Source organism: Polyangium sorediatum, assembly GCF_029946465.1.
Taxonomy (GTDB): Bacteria; Myxococcota_A; Polyangia; order Polyangiales; family Polyangiaceae; genus Polyangium; species Polyangium fumosum.
The window spans coordinates 47,230-70,976 of sequence record NZ_JARZHI010000049.1; the positions used below are offsets into that span (position 1 = coordinate 47,230).

The window sequence follows — 23,747 nt, forward strand, 5'->3', positions numbered from 1 at the left end:
CATGTCGACCCTTCCGTCTCGAGATCCGCGCGGGCGCTCGTATCCTTCGAGCAGCGATGGTTTGGCGGGAAGAGCCTCGAACGAACGCGTGATCTAATCGCGGACTTCATCGCTCGGTACGATGCTTTTCCACAGGCGCTCACGGTTCTCCGCAGGTGGCGCGGGATGGATCTGGCCACCAGGCAGGTGATCTGCCACTGGCACCTCCAGGTTGCCGATCCACTGTATCGACGCTTCACGGCTCGGTTTCTTCTCGATCGGCGCTCGCTTTCCGAGCCGCGCGTGGATCGCGACAGCGCCCTTCGCTGGGTCCGGGCGGAGTTCCCCGGGCGTTGGTCGGAGTCAACCTGCGTGCAGTTCGCAAGCAAGCTGCTCTCCGCCGCATCCGAGGCGGGATTGATTTCCGCTAAGAAAGATCCCCGTAGCCTGCTTTGGCCCAAGGTCCCGGATCTCGCGCTCGCTTACTTCATGTACTTCTTGCGCGAGATCCGCTTTGAGGGGACCCTCACGGACAACCCGTACCTTGCTTCCGTCGGGCTTGAAGGCGGGTTTCTCGATCAGCGGCTCAAGAACCTGCCCGGAATCACCTTTCACCGCATGGCGCAGCTCACGGATTTCGAGTGGGCGGCGCCCGATCTCGTCTCGTGGGCGGAGGTGACGTTGTGACCGAGCCGCTTTTTGGTCCTCTCGACGAAGCGGTCGCCGCACTCCGTCGCGACCTCATGGCTCCGGACGGGCCGCAGATCAGCACGATGCGGAATTACCGCTTCGCGATCCTGCCCTACCGGCCCCACGACGAATTCAAGTTGCGGACGCTCATCCGACGCCTCACGGACGAGCTGCGCGCCGAGGGCTGGGGCGTCTTGCCGATCTCCCTGCAAAAGCTCCTCCTCGATCGCATCCGGGCCACGGGCGACGCGAATGTGCAGGCGCTCATCGCGCGGGAAAGACGCCTGCACGAGAAAGACCCCGAGCGCGCGCTCGCGCACCTGCGGGACAAGATCGCGCCGCACATCGAGGGGCCGGAGGGGATCGCGGCCGACGTCGCGCGGCTCATCGGCGAGTTCGCCGAGCAGAACCCCGAGCGGCTCGATCGCACCCTCGTCCTCATCGGACGCGCAGGGGCGCTGTATCCGTTTTTCCGGTCGTCGGCACTGCTCAAGCACATCGACGGCAAGACCCGCAACGTGCCCGTCGTGCTGCTCTACCCGGGCGAGCGCAAGGACACGACCGCCCTCTCGTTCATGGGCGAGTTGCCCGCCGATCGCGATTATCGACCTCGTATCTACCCGTGAGCCCAGCATGAAGATACGCGACCTCTTCGCTTACAACGTCACACGTGACATCCCGCCCGTGGTCTACTTCCACGAGCAGAGCCCGAAGAAGCTCGAGGCCGAGGTCTCCGAGTACATCATCACGGGCGGGTATCCCGAGGGGGATCCGCGGGCCCGGCGCGTCAAAGCGGGCATCCACGAGCAGTTCGTGCACCTGCTCCGCAACGTCGTGCATGAGCTCGGCAAGAAGAACGGGCCCGAGCTGCCGGCCTCCTGGATTTCGGGCTTCTACGGGTCCGGTAAATCGAGCTTCGCCAAGCTGCTCGGGCTCGCGCTCGATGGGGTGGTCTTGCCCGATGGAACGCCGCTCTCCACGGCGCTGCTCGCGCGGGACGACTCGCCGAAGCGCGCGGAGCTGTCGCAAGCGTGGCAGGAGCTTTCGAAGCGCATTCAGCCGATCGCGGTGGTGTTCGACATCGGCGGCGTTGCCCGCGACAACGAGCACATCCACGCCGCGGTACAGAGGCAAGTGCAGGTGCGGCTCGAGTACTGCCCCAAGTCGAACCTCGTTGCCGAGCACGAGCTGAAGCTCGAACGGGATGGCGAGTGGGACCGGTTCCTGGTGCTCGCCGAAAAGACGCTCGGGAAGCCCTGGTCCGTCGCGATGAAGGATGAGCAGGCGGAGGATCACTTCTCGCACGTGCTCCACGTCATGAACCCGGATCGTTATCGCGAGCCTACGGCGTGGATCGACAGCCGCGCCGGCGCGCGTACGGGCGCGGGGACGAGCGTGCGGGAGGTCGTCGAGGCCATCGAGGCGATGCTCGCCATCCGGCAACCCGAGAAAACCTTGTTCTTCGTCGTCGACGAGGTCAGCCAGTACGTCCACCAGGACGAGAGCCGCATGCTGAAGCTCCAGTCGTTCGTCTCGGAGCTCGGGCAGAGGCTCAAGGGCCGCGTTTGGCTCTTCGCGACGGGGCAGCAGAAGCTCGAGGATCAGGGTGAGTCGAACAATATCGGCAAGCTCAAAGATCGATTTCCGCCGAGCCTGCGCGTGCACCTCGGCACGACGAACATCCGCGACGTCGTGCACAAGCGGCTCCTCAAGAAGAAGTCCGAGATGGAGGGGGGGCTGCGCGCGCTGTTTCACAAGCATCGCGGCGATCTCAAGCTCTATGGGTACGGCTGCGAGGACATCACCGAGGACGATTTCGTCGAGGTCTATCCGATGCTTCCCGGTCACGTGGATCTGCTCATGCAGATCACGTCGAACCTGCGCACGCGGTCGACGCGCGTGCAGGGGGACGATCACGCGATCCGTGGGCTCTTGCAGCTCCTCGGCGAGCTGTTCCGGGAGCAGAAGCTCGCTGACGGGGAGGTCGGGAGCCTCGTCACGCTGGACGCGATCTTCGAGGTGCAGCATTCGGCCCTCGATGCCGACGTGCAGACGACGCTCGCGCGCATCATGAATCACCCCGAGGTGCGGGACGATGTCTTCGCACAACGCGCGGCGAAGGCCGTGGCATTGCTCGAGCTGATTCAGGAGCAGGTGCCGACGATGCCTGCGCTCGTCGCGCAATGCCTATATGCGCGGCTCGGTGAGGGGAGCCAGGTGCAGGCCGTCACGGATGCGCTCGAGAAGCTCCGGCAGCAGAGCTTGCTCTCGTATTCAGAGAAGCAGGGCTACAAGATCCAGAGCTCTGCGGGACAGGAATGGCAACGCGAGCGCGAGGAGTTCGGGGTCACGCAGGAGCAGATCAGCAAGATTGTCCAGGATGCCCTGAAAGTACTCGTCGGCAGCATGCAGGAGCGTCCGCGGTGGCATGGGCGCACGTTCCCGTGGTCGCTCTGGTTCTCCGACGGACGGCAGGCCATCGACGTCAAGCTGCAAGACCCGCGCGAAGAGTCGACGGTGGCCGTCGATTTCCGGTTCCTTGGAAAGAAGGAGGACCGCGCCTCGGCTGGCTGGGTGCAGAAGAGCGACCAGGAGCAGCTCCGCAATCGTATCCTCTGGGTGGTCGGTGAATCGGGTGCAATCGAGGATGCGGCGCGGCAGCTCGGTCGATCCGAGCGCATGGTGGAGCGGAACCGGAACCGCAGGGAGTCGCTGACGCGGGAGAAGCAGAGGCTGCTCATCGAGGAGGAGGCGCGTTGCGAGGAGCTCGCCAAGCGCGTGTCGAAGGCCGTGGACGAGGCGTTCCTTGAAGGGGCCGCGTTCTTCCGCGGGCAGCAGCTCCGGCCCCGGGACCTCGGCAGCTCCTTCGCGGCGACGCTCTCCGCGCTCGCGACGCGCGTGCTGCCCGACCTGTACCCCCATTTCACGGAGATCGCGATCTCGCCGTCCGAGCTGAACCAGCTCCTCGAAAAGGAGCTCGCCGGGCCCTCGACGAAGTTCATGGAGGGTGGTCTCGGGATTCTTTCGCTCGACGCGGGCAAATACGTCGCGACCTGCGGCGGGCTTTATCCGACGCGAATCTTGCAGGAAATCCAGCAGAGCGGAGGGATCGCCGGGCAGAACCTGATCGGCATGTTCGTGAGTCCGCCCTACGGGTATGCGCCCGATCTCGTAAAGGCTTGCTGCGCTGGGCTTCTGCGCGGCAAGAAGATCCGGGTCCGGCCCGATCACGGCGACGACATCACGTCGTATCAGGATCCCGGCGTGCGGGATCTGTTCGCGAAGGATCGCGACTTTCGCCGCGCCGACTTTTTCCCGGCCAAGGAGGGCGAGGTCACGCAGCGCGACCGCATCGCGATCCGCAAATTCTTCGAGACGTACCTCAAGGTCGACCTCGAACCCGAGGACGAACCCATCGCCGACGCGGCGTTCCTGCACTTCCCCGGGCAGCGGGAGCGGCTCCGCGAGCTCGAAGCGAAGTTCAACGAGCTTCCCGGTCGGCCTCCGCTCCCGACGGCCCTCCAGAAGCTCGGGCGGGCGCTGGAGGATTGTTGCCGGTCGCGGCAGGTGCAGAAGACCGTGTTGGAGGTCAAGCGGAACCTCGATGCGCTGCGGGACGGCATCGAGCAGCTCGGCGTCTGCTCGTCGGAGCTCACGTCGCACGCGCTCGCGCTCCTCGGGTCTGCCGTGCACACGCGGGACCATCAGCTCGCGCAGCTCCGCCAGGCCGAGGCGCTCGGCGGGCTCGAGGAGGACGCGAACGCCATCACGAACCAGCTCGCGGCGGAGCGGCCGTGGCGGGACGTGCATGCGATCGAGCCGGCAATCGGGCGGGTTCGCGAGCGGTACGTCGTGTCGCGTCGGGCTCTCCTGAACAAGGAGAACGCCGAGGCCGAGGCCGCGCGAAGCCGTGTGAAGACGCAGCCCGGGTTTGCCCTGCTTGACGCGGACCAGGGGCATCGCGTGCTCCGGCCCATCGCCGAGGCGCTCGTGGACACCACGGCGGAGGCCGTCGCGCCGACGCTGGCCGAAGTGCGGGATCGATTTGCCAGCCGCATCGGGCCTGCCGAGGAAGAGGCCATGGATCGGCTCGACGACGAGCGCAGCAAGCGAGACGAGAAGCCCGTCGTGAAGGTCGACGCGCAGATCCGCGGCCGGGAGATCTCGAGCCGCGAGCAGCTCCGGGCGATCTTCCGCGAGCTCGAGGAGCGAATCGGGCCGCAGCTCGATCAAGGCATTCGTATTCGTATCGTCTGACGGAACCCCGCATGCCCACCCTGACCCCCGAAGCCAAGCAGCTCCTCTCGACCACCATTCGCGGCCTGCGTGACCGGCTCCTGCGTGACATCCACGCGGAGGCGGATCGGCGGTATCGGCTCAGCGTCTCGATCCGGGAGGCGGGGCTCGACGAGGCGCATCGGAAGCGGCGGGAGCGGCTCGAGCGGTGGATCGATGAGCGGGTGCGGGCGGCGCGGCCGAAGGACAAGAAGGCGGAAGGCGCGGCGCGGGCGCGGGTGCTCGAGACGGCCGTGAAGGAAGCGGCGGCGACGCTGCTCAATCGGCTCGTCTTGATCCGGCATCTCGAGGCGTTGCAACTGGTCAAGCCCGCCGTCGTGACGGGGGGCTGGAACAGCAAGGGGTATCGCGAATTTCGCGGGTTTGCCCCGGCGCTCACGAATGACGAGACGGAGGGGTATCAGGCGATCTTGCAGATCGTGTTCGACGAGCTGTCGATCGATCTGCCGGGCCTCTTCGGGGACGTGGGGCTGACGCGGCTCTTTCCGGTGCCGGCGGCGACCTTGCGCGAGGTGGTCGAGCGGCTCGACGATCCGAAGCTCGCGTCCGCGTGGACAGACGATACGACGCTCGGGTGGGTGTATCAATACTGGAACGATCCCGAGCGGGAGGCGCTCGACGCGAAGATCAATGGCGGGGGCAAGATCGAGCCGCACGAGATCGCGTCGAAGACGCAGATGTTCACCGAGCGGTACATGGTCGAGTGGCTGCTGCACAACAGCCTCGGCCTGACGTGGCTCTGCATCTGCAAGAAGAACGGCTGGAAGGCGGACGCGGAGACGATCCTGCCCGTGCTGGAGGCGCGGCGGGCAGATTGGCGGGCCAAACGTGATGCAGGAGAGGTCGCGCTCGATGCGCTGATGCCGATCGATGGGGAGCTCGAGGAGCACTGGAAGTATTACGTGCTCCAGCCGATCCCGGAGGATGCGGTGGCGAAGGCGCCGGCTTCGATCCGGGATCTGAAGCTGCTTGATCCGGCGTGCGGGAGCGGGCATTTCCTCGTCATCGCTTTCGATCTGCTCGCGGCGCTGTACCGGGAGGAGGCGCGGCATCGGGGGCAAACGGTCTCGAATCGGGAGATTGCGGCTTCGATCCTGGAGAACAACCTGTTCGGGATCGACATCGATCCGCGAGCGATCCAGATCGCGGCGGCGGGGCTTTATCTGAAGGCGCGGGCGCTCGCGAAGGACGTACGGCCGAAGCGGGTGAACCTGGTGGCGCCCGTGCTGCAGCTCGGGAGTTTGCCCAAGGAGGATCCGGCGCTCGTGGCGCTTCGGCGGGAGCTGAAGGCCGAGGTGGGTTTGCCGGAGGACGTGACGGACAAGATCGTCTCGGCGCTGTCGGGTGTGGACCATCTCGGGAGTTTGCTCCGCGTGGATGAGGCCATCGGGAAGGCGATCGAGGCGGTGAGCGAGCGGGACGTGGAGGGGGGCGCGGCGCAGGGGAGTTTGTTCGGGCAGAAGTTTCCTGCACAGCAGGTCAAGTTGCCGCTGGGGCAAGCGAAGGCGACAGCGCTGGATAAGATCGAGCAGTTTCTCGGGAAGCATTCGCGGGCGGAGGATCTGGGGCTCCGGCTGGAGGCGGAACAGCTTGCGGCGGGGGTGCGGTTCGTTCGGATGGTGCAGGCGGGGACTTATGATGTTGTCGTCGGGAATCCACCGTATCAGGCCGTAAACCGAATGACAGATGCTGGATACTTGGCGAAGCACTATCCGTCAGGGAAGGCGGATTTGTACGCTGCATTTTTGTTGCGTGGACTGCAGCTGGCACGCCCTGGAGGGTTGTCATGCATGGTCACGATGCGTGGCTGGATGTTCCTCGGACAGTTCGCCGAACTCCGAAAGTTGTTGCTGCGCGACGCAGATTTGCGTTCCGTTGCAGATATTGGAACCGGCGCATTTAGCTCCAGGTCGATGGATGACGTTATTTCCTCAGCTATGGTCGTGTTTCATTGGGGACGACCGGCGGATTTCTCAGTTGGACTGCAAGCAGCCCCTTTGTCGGATTCAACGCGCGACGCCGGGAAGCCTGCTCGACGTCGTGCAGCTCTTTTGAGTGGCTCGGGCCGGCACTCCTTCTATCCAGAGATGTTTTCAGCGGTAGATGGCTTGCCAATTGTTTATTGGTGGGACGCGGCCTACCTCACACGCTACGCGGCAGCAGAAAAATTTGGCGAATTGGCACCTGCCAGAAAAGGCGTGTGTACGGGCGACGACACGCGGTTCACCTGTTTTTGGTGGGAGGTGCAGCCGGGCTCACTGGCGCGCGAACGTTGCTCCGACACGATCGCGTCAGGACTCGCACCATGGGTGCCAACAATAAAGGGAGGCAAGGGGCGCGTCTGGTTCGAGCCTTTGGTAGACATCCTGCGCTATGAGGCCTTGGGCCTTGAAATGCGCGTCTTCGCTCAGGTGAGCGTCGGAGCCGCAATCAGGAATCCAGGGTACTATTTTGTTCCCGGTGTCGCATTTTCAATGGTTGGAATCGATTTTCGTGCGCGGGCCCATAGGTACCGAAGCGTTTTCGGTAATAAGGGTTCGTCAGTCTTTCCGAACGATATTCCTCGTGCCCTGTGCGTCATGAACACGTCCGCAGCGCGGCATGTGCTGCAGTCGCTAAACCCAGGAATCGGCTTTGAAGTTGGAGATGTTAACCGCCTGCCTTATTTGCACACGATAGCTGCGGATGTCATCTATCGTGAGTTGGAAGCGGCATTTTCAATCCACGAGGCCATTCGCGAACCCTCCATCGAGTTCAAGCAGCCCGGTTCCTCTCCATGGCGCCACGCCCAAGACTGGGCCCAACGCGCCGTCGACCGCCCCGAAAGCGCCCCACTTCCGCCCTACGAACCCACCTACGACGAGCCACCCCCTGAAGCCGACCTCTCCTTCGCCATCGGCGTCGCCCTCGGCCGCTTTGGCGCCCGCGGCGAAGGCATCCTCGACAAGGCCCCGGACTCCGCCCTCCCGCACGGCATCCTCTTCCTCTCCGCCGCGTCCGACAAAGACGGCCTCGCGCACCCCGCCTGCGCCATGCTCCACGAGGCATACGCCCAGCACGGCGGCGCCGCCTGCAAAGACTACGGCGACCTCGCCGATTACCTTCGCCGCGGGTTCTTCCTCGCATACCATAAGCCGACCTACGAGAACCGCCCGATCTACTTCCCGCTCTCCTCGGCCAAGAAAAATTTCGTCGCTTGGATCTCCATCCACCGCTGGAAGGACGACACGCTCCAGGTCCTGCTCGCCGATCATCTGATGCCCGAGAAACGCCGCCTCGAAGGCGAGCTTTCGGATCTTCTGAAGGCCCGCGCCGAGAAAGCCTCCAAGGGCAAGGCCGAGAAACGTTACGCCGAGGTCCAGAAGCAACTTGAAGAACTCTCCGACTTCATCGAGAAGGTCACCCTGATCGCCGAGAAAGGCCCGCCCCCGACGGACGACAAGTGCCCGAAACGCGAGGCGGATGCACGGTTCGTCATGGACCTCGACGACGGCGTGATGGTCAATTCGAGCGCCCTCTGGTCGCTGCTCGAGCCGCAGTGGAAGGACCCCAAGAAGTGGTGGAAGGAGCTCGCGACCGCTGAGGGGCGGAAGAATTACGACTGGTCCCACCTCGCCGCGCGGCACTTCCCGAGCCGCGTCGAGAAGAAGTGCCACGACGATCCCTCGCTCGCCGTCGCGCACAAATGCTTCTGGCGGCTGCATCCCGCAAAGGCGTATGCGTGGGAGCTGCGGCTTCAGGACGAGATGATCCGGCCCGATTTTACGATCGACGAGCCGGGCTCGGACGAGGCACGCGAGAGGTTCCTCGAAAAGGAAAAGCGGCAGGCGCAGGAGATCCTCGCGGCTGAAATGAAGCGCAGGGAGCGCAAGAGGGAGAAGGCCGAGGAGGACGAGGGCTCGGACGGGCCGCTCTACGACAACGTGGAGGGCGAGGAAGAGAGCGCCGATGCGTGAGCTCGGCCCCATCAGCGAGAGCCTTTTTCGCGAGGTCGCGCGCGAGGTGCGGCGGCAAGGGATCGTCGTCTGGCTCGACCGGGACAATCATTACACGGCGTTCGTCGATGCGCTGATCCAGCGCGGCAAGGTGGAGGCGCCGCCCTTCCCGATCGTCGCGTTCCGGGGGAGCTTCCTCGAGCTCTTGCTTGCGCTCCAGGACTTCGGCAATGGTCTCAGCCGTGAGCCATTGCTCGTGCACATGCCGGGCTTCAACGAGGACCTGATCAAGCAGACCCCGGTGCTCGAGCTGTACGATGCCGGGGTGCGTTTTCGCAAGGCGCTCGACACGCTCATCCGCGAGACCGCCCACGCACGCGTGGCGCCTGCGGACGTGGAGGCGTTCCTCGCCAAACCGCATACGCTCGACGAGGCGGATGCCTGGCTCGACGCGCTCGTCTCGCAGCGCGCCGGGGGCTTCGCGGCCATGCTCGACAATGTGGGGCAAACGCTCCTGGTGCAGGCGCTCGCAGGGAGGGAAGCTGCGCTCCATGCGAAGGTGAACTCGCCCGATGAAATTGGCGTTCTGCGGGGGTATTTGCACAAGCTGACGGGGATGGATGAGGCGTGGATCGGAGAGTGGCGCGCGGATGCGAAGACCTCGCCGCTCGATCACGTGCTCGATGCGTTTGGCGCGTGGCTGCTCTGCGTGGAGTACGTGCACGACCTGCGCCGCCTGCCGCACGTGGAAAAACTTCGGCGCTTGCGGGATCTGCCGCCGCCCATCGTGAAAACGTGCGTCGAGATGCTGGCGGTGCTCCGGAGCCAGCAGGGGGACGCGTACGCGAGGCGCGCGGACGAAGTGGAGGGGTCGATTGCCGCCGAGATCGCGGCGATGACCCCCGACGATCTCGGGCAAATCGACACGTTCCCCTCGGAGGAGCGCCGCGTGCTCGCAGGGGCCGTCGAGGCGTTGCAGCGGGGGGAATGGGAAAAGGCGCGCGTTTGGTGCGACGCGCGGCACGGGGAACGATCGTTCTGGCTCCAAAGGAATCAGGATCGCCGCTGGGAGTGGAGCCTCGTGGCCGAAGCCGCGGCGTTCGGGGAGACGCTCGCGAAGTTTCGCCGTCCCCTGGAGGGCGTCCAGAACCTCGATCAAGCCGTGGATCGGTATGCCACGGGAGCCTTCGAGGTCGACCGGGCGCACCGGCGTTTCGAGCAGAAACGGCTGACGCTCCTGGAACCTCGATTGCCCCATTTCGGTCCGCTCCAGGAAGTCGTGGGCGTGCTGCGGCGCCTCTACCGCGCCTGGGCCGACGAGCTTTGCCGCGACTTCACGCTGCTCTGCAAAGAGCAGGGCTTCTTGCCGCCGCCGTCGCTCCAGCAGCGAATGCTTTTCGAGCAGGTCGTCGTTCCGCTGACGCACGGCGGGGAGAAGGTGGCGATGTTCGTCATCGACGCCTTCCGGTTCGAGATGGCAACGGAGCTGCTCGAAGAGCTCGGCGGTGGGGGCGGCATCGTGGATCTGAAGCCGCGTCTCGCGGAACTGCCGACGATCACGTCCGTCGGAATGAACGCGCTCGCCCCGGTGGCGCAGAATGGGCGGCTCGTCGTGGCCGGGGCGTTTCAGGGGTTCAAGACGGGGGAGTACACGGTCAAGAGGCCGACCGACAGGGCGCGGGCCATGGGGACGCGCGCGGCGGGGAAAGAGGCGCCCTTGCTGTCGCTCGCCCAGGTCTGCGAGGAGACGACGACGGCCCTCGCGAAGAAGGTGGCGCCGCACGGGCTCGTCGTGGTGCATTCGAAGGAGATCGACGATGCGGGGGAGGCGAATGTCGGGCTACCGACGTTCGAGACGACGCTCCGGCAGATCAAGGCGGCATGGCATCACCTGCAGCTTGCGGGCGTGAAGCATTTCGTGTTCACGGCGGATCACGGCTTCCTCTTGCAGGACGAGACCACGCAGGAAAAACCGTACGGGGACAAGGAGGAGCGATCTCGGAGGCACGTGCTGAGCGAATATGCGCGCTCCGAGTCGGGGATGGTCCCGGTCGCGCTGTCGTCGCTCGGATACGACGGCCTCGGTGGGTATGTCATCTTGCGCCAGGACACGGCGGTCTTCGCGACGGGCAACCCGGGCGCGACGTTCGTGCATGGAGGCAACAGTCTCGAGGAGCGGGTTATCCCAGTCCTCACGGTCACGAAGAAACGCGCCGAGAGCGCGAGCCTCGCGGAGTACATGCTCGAAACCGAGGCTTTGCCCGGTGTGCTCGGCCTGCATCGCCTGCGCGTGCGCGCGGGTTTCGCGAAGAATACCTCGACCGGCCTCGGGTTCGCGACCGCGCGTGTGCTCGACATTGGCCTTCGTGTGCAGGGACGGCCCGAGATCCAGACGGTTCTCAAGGACGTGAGCGCGCCGGCCTTGCTGCACAACGGACGCGTCAAGCTGCCGCTCGGGGACACGTGGACGGAGGTCTTCTTCGCGCTCCACGGCCCGAAGGACGAACGCGTGCGCGTCGAGGTCCACCACCCCGACAACATCGAGCGGGTGCAGAGCAGCGTGCCGGAGAACTGGTTCTCCGTGAGCGGCGGCACGACGCCCGCGGCGAAGGCTCCCGAGACCGCCGTCGCGGCCTCGGAATCCGGCGGGAGCTGGGCGGACGCCATCGCGGATGAGGGCTTTCGCAAGGTCTTCCAGCACATCCAGAAGCACGGCGTGATCACGGAACCCGAAGTCGGCGCGATCTTGGGCTCGGCGCGCGCCTTCCGGAAATTTTCCGTGGAAATCGACCTGCACCTGGGCAAACTACCTTTCCGGGTGCGCATCGAGGCGGCCGAGGGTGGAAAGCGCTACGTCCGGGAAGGAGACAAGTAAATGACGACGAGCCAGCGAGACCGCGAGCACATCTTCGAGCGTCTTCGCTCCGGCGTCGTCCCCGAGCGCGGGCTCGACGCGTTCGCGGTCGGCATCGAGCGCCAGCGCGCGGAGATCGGGCGCCTGCTCGACCTCGCTGGGAGCGGCGAGGGCGTCTTCAAGTTCCTGCGCGGCGGCTACGGCTGCGGAAAAACCTTTATGGCCCGCCTCGCGCTTCTCGACGCGCAGGCGAAGGGGTTCGCGACGAGCTTCGTGGTCGTCTCGGATAACGACCTCCACTTTTACAAGTTCGACCACGTTTACCGAAAGGTCGTCCAGGAGCTCGGGACGAACGTTTGTCCGCGCGGCGCGCTCGGCGACATCATCGACCGCTGGATCGCGAAGGTGGAGGACGCGCTCATCGACGGCGGCGCGGACCCGGACGCGGCCGATTTCGATCGGAAGGTGAAGAAGCGGATCGAGGAGGACATCACGTCGCTGACGGGCGGCAAGGCGCCGGAGGATCTCGGGCGCGTGCTGCGCGAGGTGTTCTCGCTGAAGCAGGCGGGGAAAGTACGCGAGGCGGGCGCGCTCCTGTCGTGGCTTTCGGGCAGCGAGAACGTGGGGGCGGCGGAGAAGAGGGCGGCGGGGCTCAAGGGAGAGATCTCGAGCCGAGACGCGATGGACTACCTCCATGGGATCCTGGAGGTGGTGAAGGCCGCAGGGTACAAGGGCCTGGTCATCGTAATCGACGAGGCGGAGACGATCCTGCGAATGCGGCAGGACGTGCGGGGGAAGTCGCTGAACGGGATCCGGCAGATCATCGACGCGGCGGACCGGTACAAGGGGCTCTTCTGGGTTTTCACGGGCACGCCGGAGTTCTTCGATGTGCGACGCGGCGTGGCGGGATTGCAGCCATTGCACGACCGGATCCAGTTCTTGAACGAGGGCGGCCTCGTGACGATGCGGCAGCCGCAGCTCGAGCTGCGGCCGTTCGATCGGGACAGGCTCAAGGACGTGGCGCTGCGGCTGCGGAGCTTGTATCCGGCGCCGGATCCGAACGTGGTCGCGTCGAAGGTGACGCCGGAGCGGATTGCGGCGCTCGTGGATGAGGTGACGGCGGGGTTCAAGGGAGATGTCGGGGTCGTGCCGAGGCAGTTCTTGCGTCGGTTCGTGAATCTGCTCGATACGGTGGCGGAAAACCCGGATGCCGCGCTGCCGGAGCCTTCGCCGACGGTGGAGGAGCAGAGGGCCGCGGAGGGGAAGAAGCCGATCGAATACGAGCCGGAGCCGGAGGACGAGAAGGGGTATTCGGCGACGAGCGTGGAGTTCTAGCGTGTGAGTACATTCGCCCGGTTTCCGCCTCGGCTGCAGGAAGCGATTGTCTCGCGGCTCGGCTGGACGAGCCTGCGTCCGGTGCAGGAGCTCGCGGGGCAAGCGATCCTGGACGGGAAAAACGCCGTGGTGCTGGCGCCGACGGCGGGCGGGAAAACCGAGGCAGCGATGTTCCCGGCTCTCGCGGGTCTGGTCGAGCGCGAGCCCGAGGGCGTGGGGGTGATTTACATCGCCCCGATCAAGGCGCTTTTGAACAATCAGGAGGGGCGGCTCGGGACGTACGCCGAGATGGTGGGGCTACGCCGATTCGTCTGGCACGGCGACGTGGCGGACCACGACAAACGGAAGTTCGTGCGGGAGCCGGCCGAGATCCTGATGACGACGCCGGAGTCGCTCGAGGTGATGCTGGTCTCGGCGCGCTCGCCGGTGGAGCGGTTGTTCAAGGACCTGCGGCTCGTGGTGATTGACGAGGTGCATGCGATGGCGGGCACGGATCGAGGCTCGCACCTGATGTCGGTGCTCGAGCGGCTCGGGCTCACCAGTCAGCACGACCTCCAAAGGGTTGGACTGTCGGCGACGGTGGGGAATCCTGAGCAGATCGTCGCGTGGTTGTGCGGTTCGTCGCGGCGTCAGGGGGTGGTGGTCAATCCGCCGAAGACGCCAGCGAAGCGGGATCTGCATATCGGGCTTCATGAGAGCGTGGGGGCGCTCGCGCAGGAGGCCACGGCGCGGGCGCAGGGGAAGAAAAGCTTGTTTTTCTGTCAGTCGCGGGCGCTGACGGAGAGCGTCGCGGATTGGATGCGGGGGCGGGGTATCGACGTCTTCGTGCATCACAGCTCCGTTTCCCTGGAGGAGCGCAGGGCCGCGGAGGAGAGGTTCCACGAGGGCACGAACGCGTGCATCGTCTGCACGTCGACGCTGGAGCTCGGGATCGACGTGGGCGACCTCGACCTCGTGTTCCAGGCGAACGCGCCGACGTCGGTCTCGTCGTTTCTCCAGCGTATGGGTCGTACCGGACGGCGCGCAGGGACGACGGCGAACACGACGTTCCTGTGCGAGGAGCCGGAAGCCGTCCTCCAGGCCGTCGCGCTCGTGGAGCTCGCGCGTGAGGGCTGGGTCGAGCCCGTGCCCGTGATGGGCCGTTGCTGGCCGGTGCTCGTGCACCAGCTGCTCGCGATGACGCTCCAGCTCGGGGCGGTGAGCGCGGAGCGATGCTGGGAGCAGCTCGGGCGGGTGCCGGACTTCGCGGCGATCGCGCGGGGCGAGTTCGACGAGGTCGTCGAGCACATGAAGCGGGAGGAGTTCCTTTTCGAGAGTGGTGGGTTGCTCTCGATGGGGCAACGCGCGGAGCGGGTATTCGGGCGGAAGAACTTCCAGGAGCTCTACGCGGTGTTCTCGAGCCCCGTGCTCTACCGCGTGCAGACGCAGGCCGGGCGGGATCTCGGGTCGCTCGAGCAGGACTTCGTGGATCGGCTCGTCGAGAACATGACGTCGTTCCTGCTGGGCGGGCGCGCGTGGACCGCCGTGCGGGTGAATCATACGGACCGGGTGATCCTCGTGCGGGAGGCGCCGCGGGGGATGAAGCCGAGCTGGGGTGGGTTCATCCCGCAGATGCTCGGGTTTACGTTGTGTCAGCGGATCAAGCGGGTTCTCACGGAGGGCGTCGAGTATCCGTACGTGGATACGGCGGGGCGGCGTTACATCGAGGAGCAACGGGCCGAGCTAGGGGATTTGCTGCGGCGTGCGGGGCCCGCGGTGCAGATGGACGACGGGCAGGCGCGGTGGTGGACGTTCGCCGGGGGGCGGGTTAACCATACGATCAAGTATGGCTTGGAGATTGCCGAGGGGTGGAAGGTGGTGGCGGACAATTTCCTCGTGCGGATCGAGGGGGATGGGGTGACGCACGAGACGGTGCGGGGGGCGATCCGGCGGATTGGAGAGGCGGGGTTCTGGGAGGCAGCGGAGACGCGGCGGGCGATGCTGGCGCGGTTGCCGGGGTATCGGTTGAGCAAGTTTCAGGATTGCCTGCCGGAGAAGTTCGCCTTGGAGGTCGTGGCGGGGTATTTGCTGGATGTGGAGGGGGCGGCAAGGTGGGTGCGCGAGTCGTAGCGAGCATGTTAGAATCGCCGTCCTGATGCCCGTTCCGCCCTACCAGACCTTCGTTGACCCGCTGCTCCGTGTACTTGCCGAGAACCCCGAAGGCGTGAAGGCGGCTGACGCGCACGAGGCCGTCGCCACCAAGCTCGGGCTGACGGACGCGGACAAAGCCGAGCTGCTCCCGAGTGGCCAGCAGCCGGTGTTCAAGAACCGCAACGGCTGGGCACATGACCGGCTCAAGCGCGCGGGCCTGTCGGAGAGCTCCGCGTTCGGGACGTGGCAGCTCACGAAGGCGGGGGTTGCCTTCATGCAGGCTCACCCGAAGCCACTATCGAAGGACGAGATCGCGCGGATCACGGACATCTCGGACGAGAACCAGGCCGTCGTGTGGCGGGATCGGCTCGCGGCGTTTCGCGCGGACACGGTGTGGACGACCGAGCGCGATGCAACGAAGGCGACGCGCCTCGCCGTGCTTCCCGAGATCCAGGATCTGCTGCGTAGATACCTTGGCGGCAAGGCAAGTCTCGAGGAGTTTCGCGCCACGTTCAACCAGAAGACGAAACACGACTGGGCGACTTTCGGGGCCAAGGGGTCGAGCGGAGCGATGGTCTTGAATCAGCTCGCCAAGTACGCGCCTGACGTCACGCGCGCGGACGCGGAGCTGAAGGCACTGCTCGCCAAGCCCAAGGACGAGAGGGCCGCTGCCAAAGCATTGCGAGGATTTATTGCGTACCTGGATGCGGCTCGTACGGCCGCGTCTGCAGGATCCAATCTTCCGCAGAATGGCAGGCTCAGGTTCTTCGCGAGCAGCTTCTGGCACGCGCAAGAGCCCGAAGAGTGGCCCCCCTTCTACCTATCGGCTCGTGCCGCATTGGCAGCCGACGGTCTCTACGACGATACGGGGCTCGACGTCGTAGACGACTACCTCGCCTTCCGGAGGGCCTTTCAAGAGCTGCAGAAGGCGCTCAAGGTGTCGTCGTGGGAACTCGAGTCGCTGCTTCGATGGACGCAGCGGGATGACGCTACCTCAGCGCCCACGACGCCGGAGGAGGACGAACCCGAGGAAGCGACCAGCGCCCGCGTCTGGTTGATTGCTCTCGGTCGAAATGCCGACCAGTGGGACACGTGCTACCGCGACGGCATCATCGCCATCGGCTGGAATGGTCTCGGAAATCTTCTTCAGTATGCATCCATCCACGATATTCGCGCGAAGCTCCGTGAAGGACGCGAGGACGACGTCGATCCGATGAACGATGGGCTTGCGTGCTGGCAGTTTGCCCAGGAAATGCAGGTGGGCGACACCGTCTACGTCAAGCGAGGGCGCCACTTCATCATCGGGCATGGTGTGATCACATCCGGCTATCGGCACGAGCCCCACCGTCCTCTCGCGAACGTTCGCAGCGTCAAGTGGTTGAGCCGCGGCGAATGGAAGCCTCGCGAGAAGGCGCTGGTGATGAAGGCGCTGACGGAGATCGGGCGGTACCCCGGTCTACTCAGAGATATCCGAGCGGCAATCGGCGCCGGTGACGCAGGGGAAGACGAGGTCGAGCTCGTCAAGAAGCCGGTGGCGCCGGCGTACTCATTCGAGGACGCGGAGAATGATCTCTTTCTCTCGCGGGAACAGCTCCGAGAAATGGTCGAGCTTTGCCGCTACAAGAAGAACATCATCATTCAGGGGCCTCCGGGCGTCGGGAAGACGTTCGCTGCCACGCGCCTTGCGCACCTGCTTATCGGCAGCATGAACGAGGAGCAGATCCAGCGCGTGCAGTTCCATCCCTCGTACTCGTACGAGGATTTCGTCCAGGGGCTGCGGCCCGCCGAGGGCGGCGGCTTCGTTCGCAAGGATGGGCCTCTTCTGAGCTTTTGCAAGGATGCTCTCGAGGATCAGGCAAGCCCTTATGTACTGATCATCGACGAGATCAACAGGGGCAATGTCAGCAAGATTCTCGGTGAGTTGCTCTCGCTCATCGAAGCCGACAAGCGCGATCCGCGGTACGGCGTAACCCTCGCGTACTCGCGCGACGACGAGCCCCGATTCCACGTGCCGCCGAACCTGTACGTGATCGGCATGATGAACACAGCCGACCGCTCGCTGGCGTTCGTGGATTACGCGCTCCGCCGTCGATTCGTGTTCTTCGATCTCGAGCCGGCCTTCGGAACCGAGAGGTTCGACGCCGATCTCACGCGCAGAGGTGTCGAAGCCTCACTTCGCAAGAGCATCCAGGAGCGTCTCGTTGCGTTGAATGAGCGAATTGCCAAGGACCCTACGCTGGGGCTGGGATTCCGAGTCGGCCACAGCTACTTTTGCCAGCGGGTCGACGCATACGACGACGGATGGTTCCGGCGCATCATCGAGTACGAGATCGCGCCGCTGCTTCGCGAGTACTGGTTCGACAGCCCCGCCAAGCTGGACGCGGCTCTCACGCAACTGCGAGGTGGGTGAGCGTTGCAGGTCCGTGTCGAGAACCTCTACTTCCTCCTCTGCTACGCGTGGGGGCACTTCGAGGAGCGGGATCTTGTCGAGGTCGCGGCCGATGACACGCACACCGCCGAGGAGCTGTTTGCCCGCGTGCTGGTGACCGCGTCGCGACGGCTGCTCCGGCAGCGCCTCGACCGCGGCTACCGCGAGGATGTCGACGATCTGCGCCGCCCTCGCGGAAAGATTCATCTTGCTCGCACGGCAGCTCGTGGCGCTGAGGTGCGGGGCGTCCTCGAGTGTGCGTTCGACGACACCACCGAAGACGTCCTTCATAATCGGATCATCAAGGCGACTGTGAAGCGGCTGGCAACAGTTGACGGTCTCACCGCGGAATTGCGCCACGGGCTGCTTACGATCGCGCGGGAGATGCCGAGTGTTGCCGACGTACCGATCGCTGCGCAGGACTTCCAGCGTGTTCAGCTGCATTCGAATCTCAGACGCTACCGCCTCGCGCTGAACGTCTGCGCGCTCCTTCACCGGTGTCTGCTACCCGACGAGCGCACGGGCAGATGGCAGTTCCGCTCCTTCGCCGGAAACGAACGCGAAATGGGGTTGCTGTTCGAGAGCTTTGTGCGCGAGTTTCTGGCGCAGGAGCAGCATATCTTTACCAAGGTCGAGCGCACGCGGATTCGGTGGGTGGTCGAAGGCGAAACCAACGGGCTCCTGCCCGGCCTCAATACGGACATTACGCTACGACGCCCGGGACACTCCGTGGTGGTGGAGACCAAGTGCTACGGGACGCCGCTGGTCTCCGGAGTGTTCGGCAGCAGCGCCAAGCTTCGGTCCAGCGACGTGTGCCAGTTGGTCGCCTATCTCGCAAACTTCCGCGCCAACGAGGAGCGGATTGCAGGCGTGCTGCTTTACGCTGTCGATCGCCCAACGGTGCCGCCCACGAGGATGCGCCTCCTTGGGCATGACGTTCACGTGCTCGAGCTGAACCTCAACCAGCCGTGGGGTGCGATAGATCGTGGCTTACGGGATCTTGTGGACATGCTGGCGGCTGCGCTCCCCGGCGATGAGCTTACGCGGGTGGCCGGCGTCTGAGCGCACCAGGACTTGGCGTAGTTCCGTCCCGAGTACAGAAACGATTGCTGTAATACACCCCGCTGCACGATTAGCAGCGCCATGCTCGTCCGCATTTACCGATCGGCCACACCGAGCCAAAGCATCCCGAGCGCCGCCAGCCCGACGAACCCTGCCACGCTCCCCCCACGACTCGCCTCGAACTGCACGATCTCGACATCCTCGCCGTAAAAGAATCGTAGGATCCCCTCGCAGTCGAACCCATGCTCCCCAAGCCAATGCGCTCCGTTCTGGCTCAGGCACCCTCGATTTCCAGGATGAATCGTTAACGCGAGGCGTGTCAGAATCACATCGGTGCCGCTCCGCCCATAGTTGTACGTCACATACTTTTCGGTGCCGGATGCGTCCGGCCCCCGCGAACCATCCTCCCGCCACGGCGCGCCCGCGACGTGGTTCGCCAGAATCAGCTTTCCCCCATACCGCATCACGAACCCCCTCGTCCGCGTCGCCGCGGCCGCGCACTCCTCGTTCGCCTCCCGCGAGAACGCTTGGAACATGTCACCGTTCCTGATCGGCGTCGTCCGCCCGAGCGTCGGATGATCCCGCATCGCCCGCAGCACGAACGTCCTCGCAGCGATCACGAGCGCCGCCTTCGCCTCCGGATGCGCATGCAGATGCTCTCCCGCGCATACACGAGGCAGGTACTCCTCCTCGAGCGAGAGCCACCCCTCCACCGTGAGGATCCGCTCCGGCGCCTCCTCGAGCTCCACGTGCGCCACCGGCACCCACACGGGCTCGCGCATCTTCCGCGCCATCTCTCGCTTTCGCTCCCACAGCACGTCGGGCGGCGGCACGGGCAGCCACTTCCGCCACTTCAGCGCCTCCGCGACCGCACCGACCTCCCCCCACTTCAACGCTTTCGCCGTCACGGCGTCTCTGTACAGCCTGCGCAACGCGTCCGGGATCGGCCATGCCGTCTGCGCCACGACTGCCTCGACAGCCTGCAGCTCGGGCGGCGTAATCTGTTGCGACCCCACCGCGAGGGGCCATGCGCTTAGTATCTCGGAGCGAAGTCCTGCAGGATCCACGAGTCCCTCCGTTCAAGGCCGCGGCTGCGTCGGCTGCGGCTTGGGCGTTTGCCCCTCGGGGAGCCCAGGCCACGGCCACACGATCTCGGGAGACGGCTCGCGCCGACGACTGGCCACGCGCAGCAGGGCAGCCCGCTCACGCAGCGCATTCCCAGCAAGTACACGGCCGTGCGCCTCGAGGTTTCGAGCCGCGTCCAGCAGCATCGAGGGGCGCGTCTCGTACTGAAAGTGAACCTGCGCGTAGTTTTGCTCCGCTTGCGACATCCCGAAGTCGAAAGGTAGAAGAAGGGTTGCAGCACGATCCCGCATCGCTTGCGCAGCGACAGGCTGTTTCGCTGTTTCGTACTCTTTGGCCCAGCGCAGGACCTGTCCGAGATCATAGCTAGCCGCCTTGACCATGAGGCTGAGCATCTGCGTGCCTTGGATGGTACTATCGTAGTGAAGTCCCGGTCTTTTCTGGTACTCGGCACTACCGAGCACATCGAGATCGTCATACCATAATGCAATAGACATCGATGTGCTGCCCGAAGAGCTCGGCGACCAGGGCGACACGATTTCGGGTGCCGGTACCACTCGCCGACGCGCAATCCGGAGAAGCGCAGCTCGGTCCCGGAGGGCGTTTCCAGCGACTCCATACCCTTTGGCCTCGTATCGCCGAGCCGCCTCGATGAGAAATGCCGGGCGCGTCTCGTACATCAGGAGCCCTCGGACCATCGCCTGCTGGTCATCCGGCACGTCGAGCCACACTGTGATTGCGTGCGCGCGGTCGCGCAGCGCCTGTGCCAAAAACACATGCCCCGCTCCCTCGAAGTTGTTTATCCAAACGAGGATGGAAGGGAGGTCCGCCAGTTGCTCGGCGAAGATCTGGAACGCGATATGCCAGCCTGGATCCATGCCGGGGTCAATGTGGAGCCCGGGCGTGCTTTGATAATATTCGCTACCAAGCACGTCGAGATTGTCGTACCACCGCTCGTTGGGCAGCCACTTATCCATGCGTACCTCCCGATTCGGTCAAACCGGAGCGTGCGCTACCACGAAGATGCCGCACTCCCCCGTCAGAGAGTTGCCGGGGTGCAACCACACGCGCGCCTTCGCCCTACCGTCGTCACTCTCGAAGCGAAACGACCACTGCGCCACGAGGCCCGGGTACCTCGCGACCGCCATGATCTGCCGCTTGTGAACGAGGGGCCCGACGACGACCACGGGAAGATCCGCCTGGATCGGGTCGGGCCCCAACATATCGTCCCGCAACGTAAGCGTGGCAGAGACGCGCCAGCGCGGAGCCGGGTCTTCCCCATCGAGAGGAGGCTGCTCCATGATGATGACACAATGATTCGACCGCCCATTCGGGCTCACTTCGACCACGTTCATCGCCTTCTCGCTGTCGATCTCTGCCACGCTCATATCATCACCGCTTCTTCGCTAGAGGGACATCAGCCCGAAATGGCCTGGGCCCGCTTCGCATGCTCGAAGCTCACGCCATTGAGCGAGAGCTGGACGTAGAGACCGATCTCCACCGGCTTCATCGGCGATCCCATGCCGCCGAGTTCGATGGGCTTGATCGGGAATGCAATATCCTCGTGCACCATGATCACTGCGGAGAACGCGCCCTCCTCGCTCCGCTCCGGGTTGTCCGTGAAGATGTACCCATCGGGCACGGGCAACACGGGCGCGCCGCCGGACGTGCGCGAGAGGCTCTTCACCTTCGTATCGGGCACGTTGCGGAGGTGGTCGATGAGCACCTGCCGCGTCGTGCCATTGCCGCCGGTGCGACGCTTGTCCCAATTGAAGAACAAGACGCCCGAGCGTCGGAGCGCGCGGTACAGGAGGTTCTCGCCGGAGAAGTCGTGGAAGATCTCCTTCGGCAGGAACGCGCCCGCGTCATCCCACAACCAGGCCCGGCCGGCGAGAACGGACTCGGCAGCGCCGACGTTCGGGATCTGCGCGATGTCGGCGGCATCGTACCGGACGCGCAGGCCCGCCTCCTGCATCGTGATCGAACGAATGAGGAAGTCCTGCTCGTTGTACGTGGTCTTCGACGGACGCTGCAGGTTGGTCAGGTTCGTCGTCACCTGCCCGGCCACGGTGCCGAGGAAGGTGATGTCGTCGCCGACCGCGCGCTCGAAAAACCGGTACTGGCCAGCCGGGATCCGGCACCACGCGTTCTTGGCCGTGCCCTCGCAGATGCAACGGATCTCGCTCACGGCGTAGTAGTGGCCATCTTGGCGCACGATGAAGGGCTCTTTCTTGTTCTTCCACTTGTCGAAGAGCTGCTTCGTCCCGGCCTGGGGCGGGACCATGTTCGGCGGGAATTGCAGCCTCGGCGCATTCGGCGCGCGCTTCTTCACCTTGGCCTGCACCTTCTTCGCTCCGACACGCTGCCCGCGCTGGCGCGCGCGCATCTGGAGAGCGCGCGCCTCCTCGAGCGTGATTTGGTGACGGCCTCGCCGCTGGAGGGCGCGAATATCGCCGGTGTCGCCTTCCTCCGCGTCGAGCTCGGCGCCGGCGACCTCGTCGTCGCCTTCGTCTGGCCCCGCGGTGTCGTCGAAGTCCGTATCGTCATCCGGAGCCGCCGTTTCGCTATCCGCGTCCATGCGGTCGAAGATGTCGAGAACGCTCTGCACTTTGCTGGGATCGATCTGGTTCGTCATGGTTTCTCTCTCCTTTCCGATCACGCGGCCCGCCGTGCGGGCGATTGAGTGACTCGGTTCACGAGGTCGGCAACGGCGCCGGCCTGCGAGCGCGAAAGGCGCACGTACTGCCCATCGGGAGCCTGGACCCAGAGGCCCCCGTCGGGGAGCTGGCCCATGGGGGGCGGGTTGCCCATTGCGAACGGTGCGCCGGTCTCCTTCTTCGGCGCAAACTGCTGCTTCGGCAAGGGCGGCAGTGGCGGAACCTGCTGCTGCGCGGGCTGGGCCTGAGCCGCCTTCGACTGCGCCGCATACCCGAGCGCGAACAGCGCGCCACCCACGGCGAGCACCGCCGTCGCGTACGGATTGCCGCGCCTGCGCAGCATGTACCCGATGACCAGGACCGCCATGGGCACGAGCCACCAATGGTTCCTGGCCTCTTTGCTGTTCTTCAGGTCGTCGAGGTTCGCGAGCAATGCCACGACCGCGCCCGCGCCGGCCAGGTACAGCACGCCCTTGCCGACCTCACGCGCCATCCCTCGGCGCCGGAACTTGCGACGCCCGAGCCGCTCGCGGGGCACCGCGACCAGGTTGCGGTCGACACGGATAATGTTTTGTCTTCGTTTTGCCATGGTCGTCATGACCTCCGTTGTTGTTGGTTCAGGAAGTACATCGCGAGGAGAATGATGCCGGCCAGCGGCACGATAGACGCCGCGGCTGACCGTATGAATTCGGTGGCCCCGTCGAACGGCTTCGGCAGGGGCTTTCGTTGCAGTGTTGCCAGGCTTCGCTGCGTATCTTCGAGGGAGTGCAGCAGTGCTCGCTCGGTCTCATCGAAGGGCAGCTCGTGGCCAGCAATCCGCTCTCGCTCGACGTGGAGCGATAGCACCTCGAGCGCTCGGGCCTGCGTCGCGAGCATTCGTTTCGTGACCTCGTCGTTGAAGTTCACCGCGTGGATGGCCTCGACACCCATGCTGCCGAGGTACGCTGCCGCCACGGCGCACGCGGTCACGAGCACGACGATGAGGGCTGGCGCCAAGCCGGTTTCCACGACGCCAACTGCAGGCAGCGCCGCCTCGGTCACGACATCGGATTGCACGCGGAGGTTGCCCGGCGCGAGCATGACGAGCGTGCGTGCAATCGTGGATCCCGCTGCATTGCGCTCCTGGGAGCTGAAAAGGTGCGCGCCGAGCTCACCAAGCGGAACGTCGCGTGACGTGAGCGGAGCGACGCGAAGGGAGAGCAGGACAAACGCCCGGAACTGGCGCTTTCGCGTCGCCGCATCGAGCTCCATCCACGTTCCAGCCTTCGCTGTCTCGAGCGCTGCCAGCGTCACATTCG

General features: G+C 65.0%; 15 protein-coding genes. 9 read left to right on the plus strand and 6 right to left on the minus strand.

Going from position 1 to position 23,747, the window contains the following annotated elements; translation table 11 throughout:
- The first annotated feature begins 165 nt into the window (after positions 1–165).
- From QHF89_RS50030 to QHF89_RS35870, 9 genes are read left to right on the plus strand one after another with little or no spacing between them, the layout of a single operon-like run.
- Positions 166–666: a hypothetical protein gene (locus QHF89_RS50030; RefSeq protein WP_342763980.1), complete on the plus strand. Its 501-nt coding sequence runs from the start codon at positions 166–168 to the stop codon at positions 664–666.
- Positions 663–1,295, plus strand: a complete 633-nt coding sequence (locus QHF89_RS35835) for a BREX protein BrxB domain-containing protein (RefSeq protein ID WP_136971444.1) — start codon at positions 663–665, stop codon at positions 1,293–1,295. Before QHF89_RS50030 ends, QHF89_RS35835 begins: the two co-directional genes overlap by 4 nt.
- 7 nt (positions 1,296–1,302) lie before the next feature.
- On the plus strand, positions 1,303–4,926 hold the full coding sequence (gene brxC, locus QHF89_RS35840) for a BREX system P-loop protein BrxC (protein ID WP_136971445.1): 3,624 nt from the start codon (positions 1,303–1,305) through the stop codon (positions 4,924–4,926).
- 11 nt (positions 4,927–4,937) lie between these two features.
- The gene (pglX, locus tag QHF89_RS35845; protein WP_136971446.1) at positions 4,938–8,921 is read left to right on the plus strand and encodes a BREX-6 system adenine-specific DNA-methyltransferase PglX; all 3,984 of its coding nucleotides are present in this window, start codon (positions 4,938–4,940) and stop codon (positions 8,919–8,921) included.
- Positions 8,914–11,775, plus strand: coding sequence for a BREX-6 system phosphatase PglZ (gene pglZ / locus QHF89_RS35850; protein ID WP_136971447.1), 2,862 nt, complete (start codon positions 8,914–8,916; stop codon positions 11,773–11,775). The genes pglX and pglZ overlap by 8 nt, the downstream gene beginning before the upstream one ends.
- Positions 11,776–13,089, plus strand: coding sequence for a BREX system ATP-binding protein BrxD (gene brxD / locus QHF89_RS35855; RefSeq protein ID WP_136971448.1), 1,314 nt, complete (start codon positions 11,776–11,778; stop codon positions 13,087–13,089).
- A gap of 3 nt (positions 13,090–13,092) precedes the next feature.
- Positions 13,093–15,198 (plus strand): DEAD/DEAH box helicase, encoded by a 2,106-nt coding sequence (locus tag QHF89_RS35860; RefSeq protein ID WP_136971449.1) that lies wholly within the window; start codon positions 13,093–13,095, stop codon positions 15,196–15,198.
- A 25-nt stretch (positions 15,199–15,223) separates the two neighbouring features.
- Positions 15,224–17,629, plus strand: coding sequence for an AAA family ATPase (locus QHF89_RS35865; RefSeq protein ID WP_284721357.1), 2,406 nt, complete (start codon positions 15,224–15,226; stop codon positions 17,627–17,629).
- Positions 17,630–17,632: 3 nt separating this feature from the next.
- Positions 17,633–18,709, plus strand: a complete 1,077-nt coding sequence (locus QHF89_RS35870; RefSeq protein ID WP_136971451.1) for a 5-methylcytosine restriction system specificity protein McrC — start codon at positions 17,633–17,635, stop codon at positions 18,707–18,709.
- 95 nt (positions 18,710–18,804) lie between these two features.
- On the opposite strand, the gene QHF89_RS35875 is transcribed toward QHF89_RS35870, so the two are convergent.
- Genes QHF89_RS35875 through QHF89_RS35900 form a run of 6 tightly spaced genes read right to left on the minus strand, consistent with a single transcriptional unit; the run spans position 18,805 to position 23,700 of the window.
- Complete coding sequence (locus QHF89_RS35875; protein WP_136971452.1) at positions 18,805–19,776, minus strand: SpoIID/LytB domain-containing protein; 972 nt, start codon at positions 19,774–19,776, stop codon at positions 18,805–18,807.
- A 12-nt stretch (positions 19,777–19,788) separates the two neighbouring features.
- A complete protein-coding gene (locus QHF89_RS35880) occupies positions 19,789–20,769 on the minus strand; it encodes a hypothetical protein (protein WP_136971453.1) in 981 nt (326 codons plus the stop codon).
- Between the two features lie 18 nt (positions 20,770–20,787).
- A complete protein-coding gene (locus QHF89_RS35885) occupies positions 20,788–21,174 on the minus strand; it encodes a hypothetical protein (protein ID WP_136971454.1) in 387 nt (128 codons plus the stop codon).
- 35 nt (positions 21,175–21,209) lie between these two features.
- Positions 21,210–22,427 (minus strand): hypothetical protein, encoded by a 1,218-nt coding sequence (locus QHF89_RS35890; RefSeq protein ID WP_136971455.1) that lies wholly within the window; start codon positions 22,425–22,427, stop codon positions 21,210–21,212.
- 20 nt (positions 22,428–22,447) lie between these two features.
- Positions 22,448–23,047: a hypothetical protein gene (locus tag QHF89_RS35895; RefSeq protein WP_284721358.1), complete on the minus strand. Its 600-nt coding sequence runs from the start codon at positions 23,045–23,047 to the stop codon at positions 22,448–22,450.
- Complete coding sequence (locus QHF89_RS35900) at positions 23,044–23,700, minus strand: hypothetical protein (RefSeq protein ID WP_136971457.1); 657 nt, start codon at positions 23,698–23,700, stop codon at positions 23,044–23,046. The genes QHF89_RS35895 and QHF89_RS35900 overlap by 4 nt, the downstream gene beginning before the upstream one ends.
- Positions 23,701–23,747 lie beyond the last annotated feature (47 nt).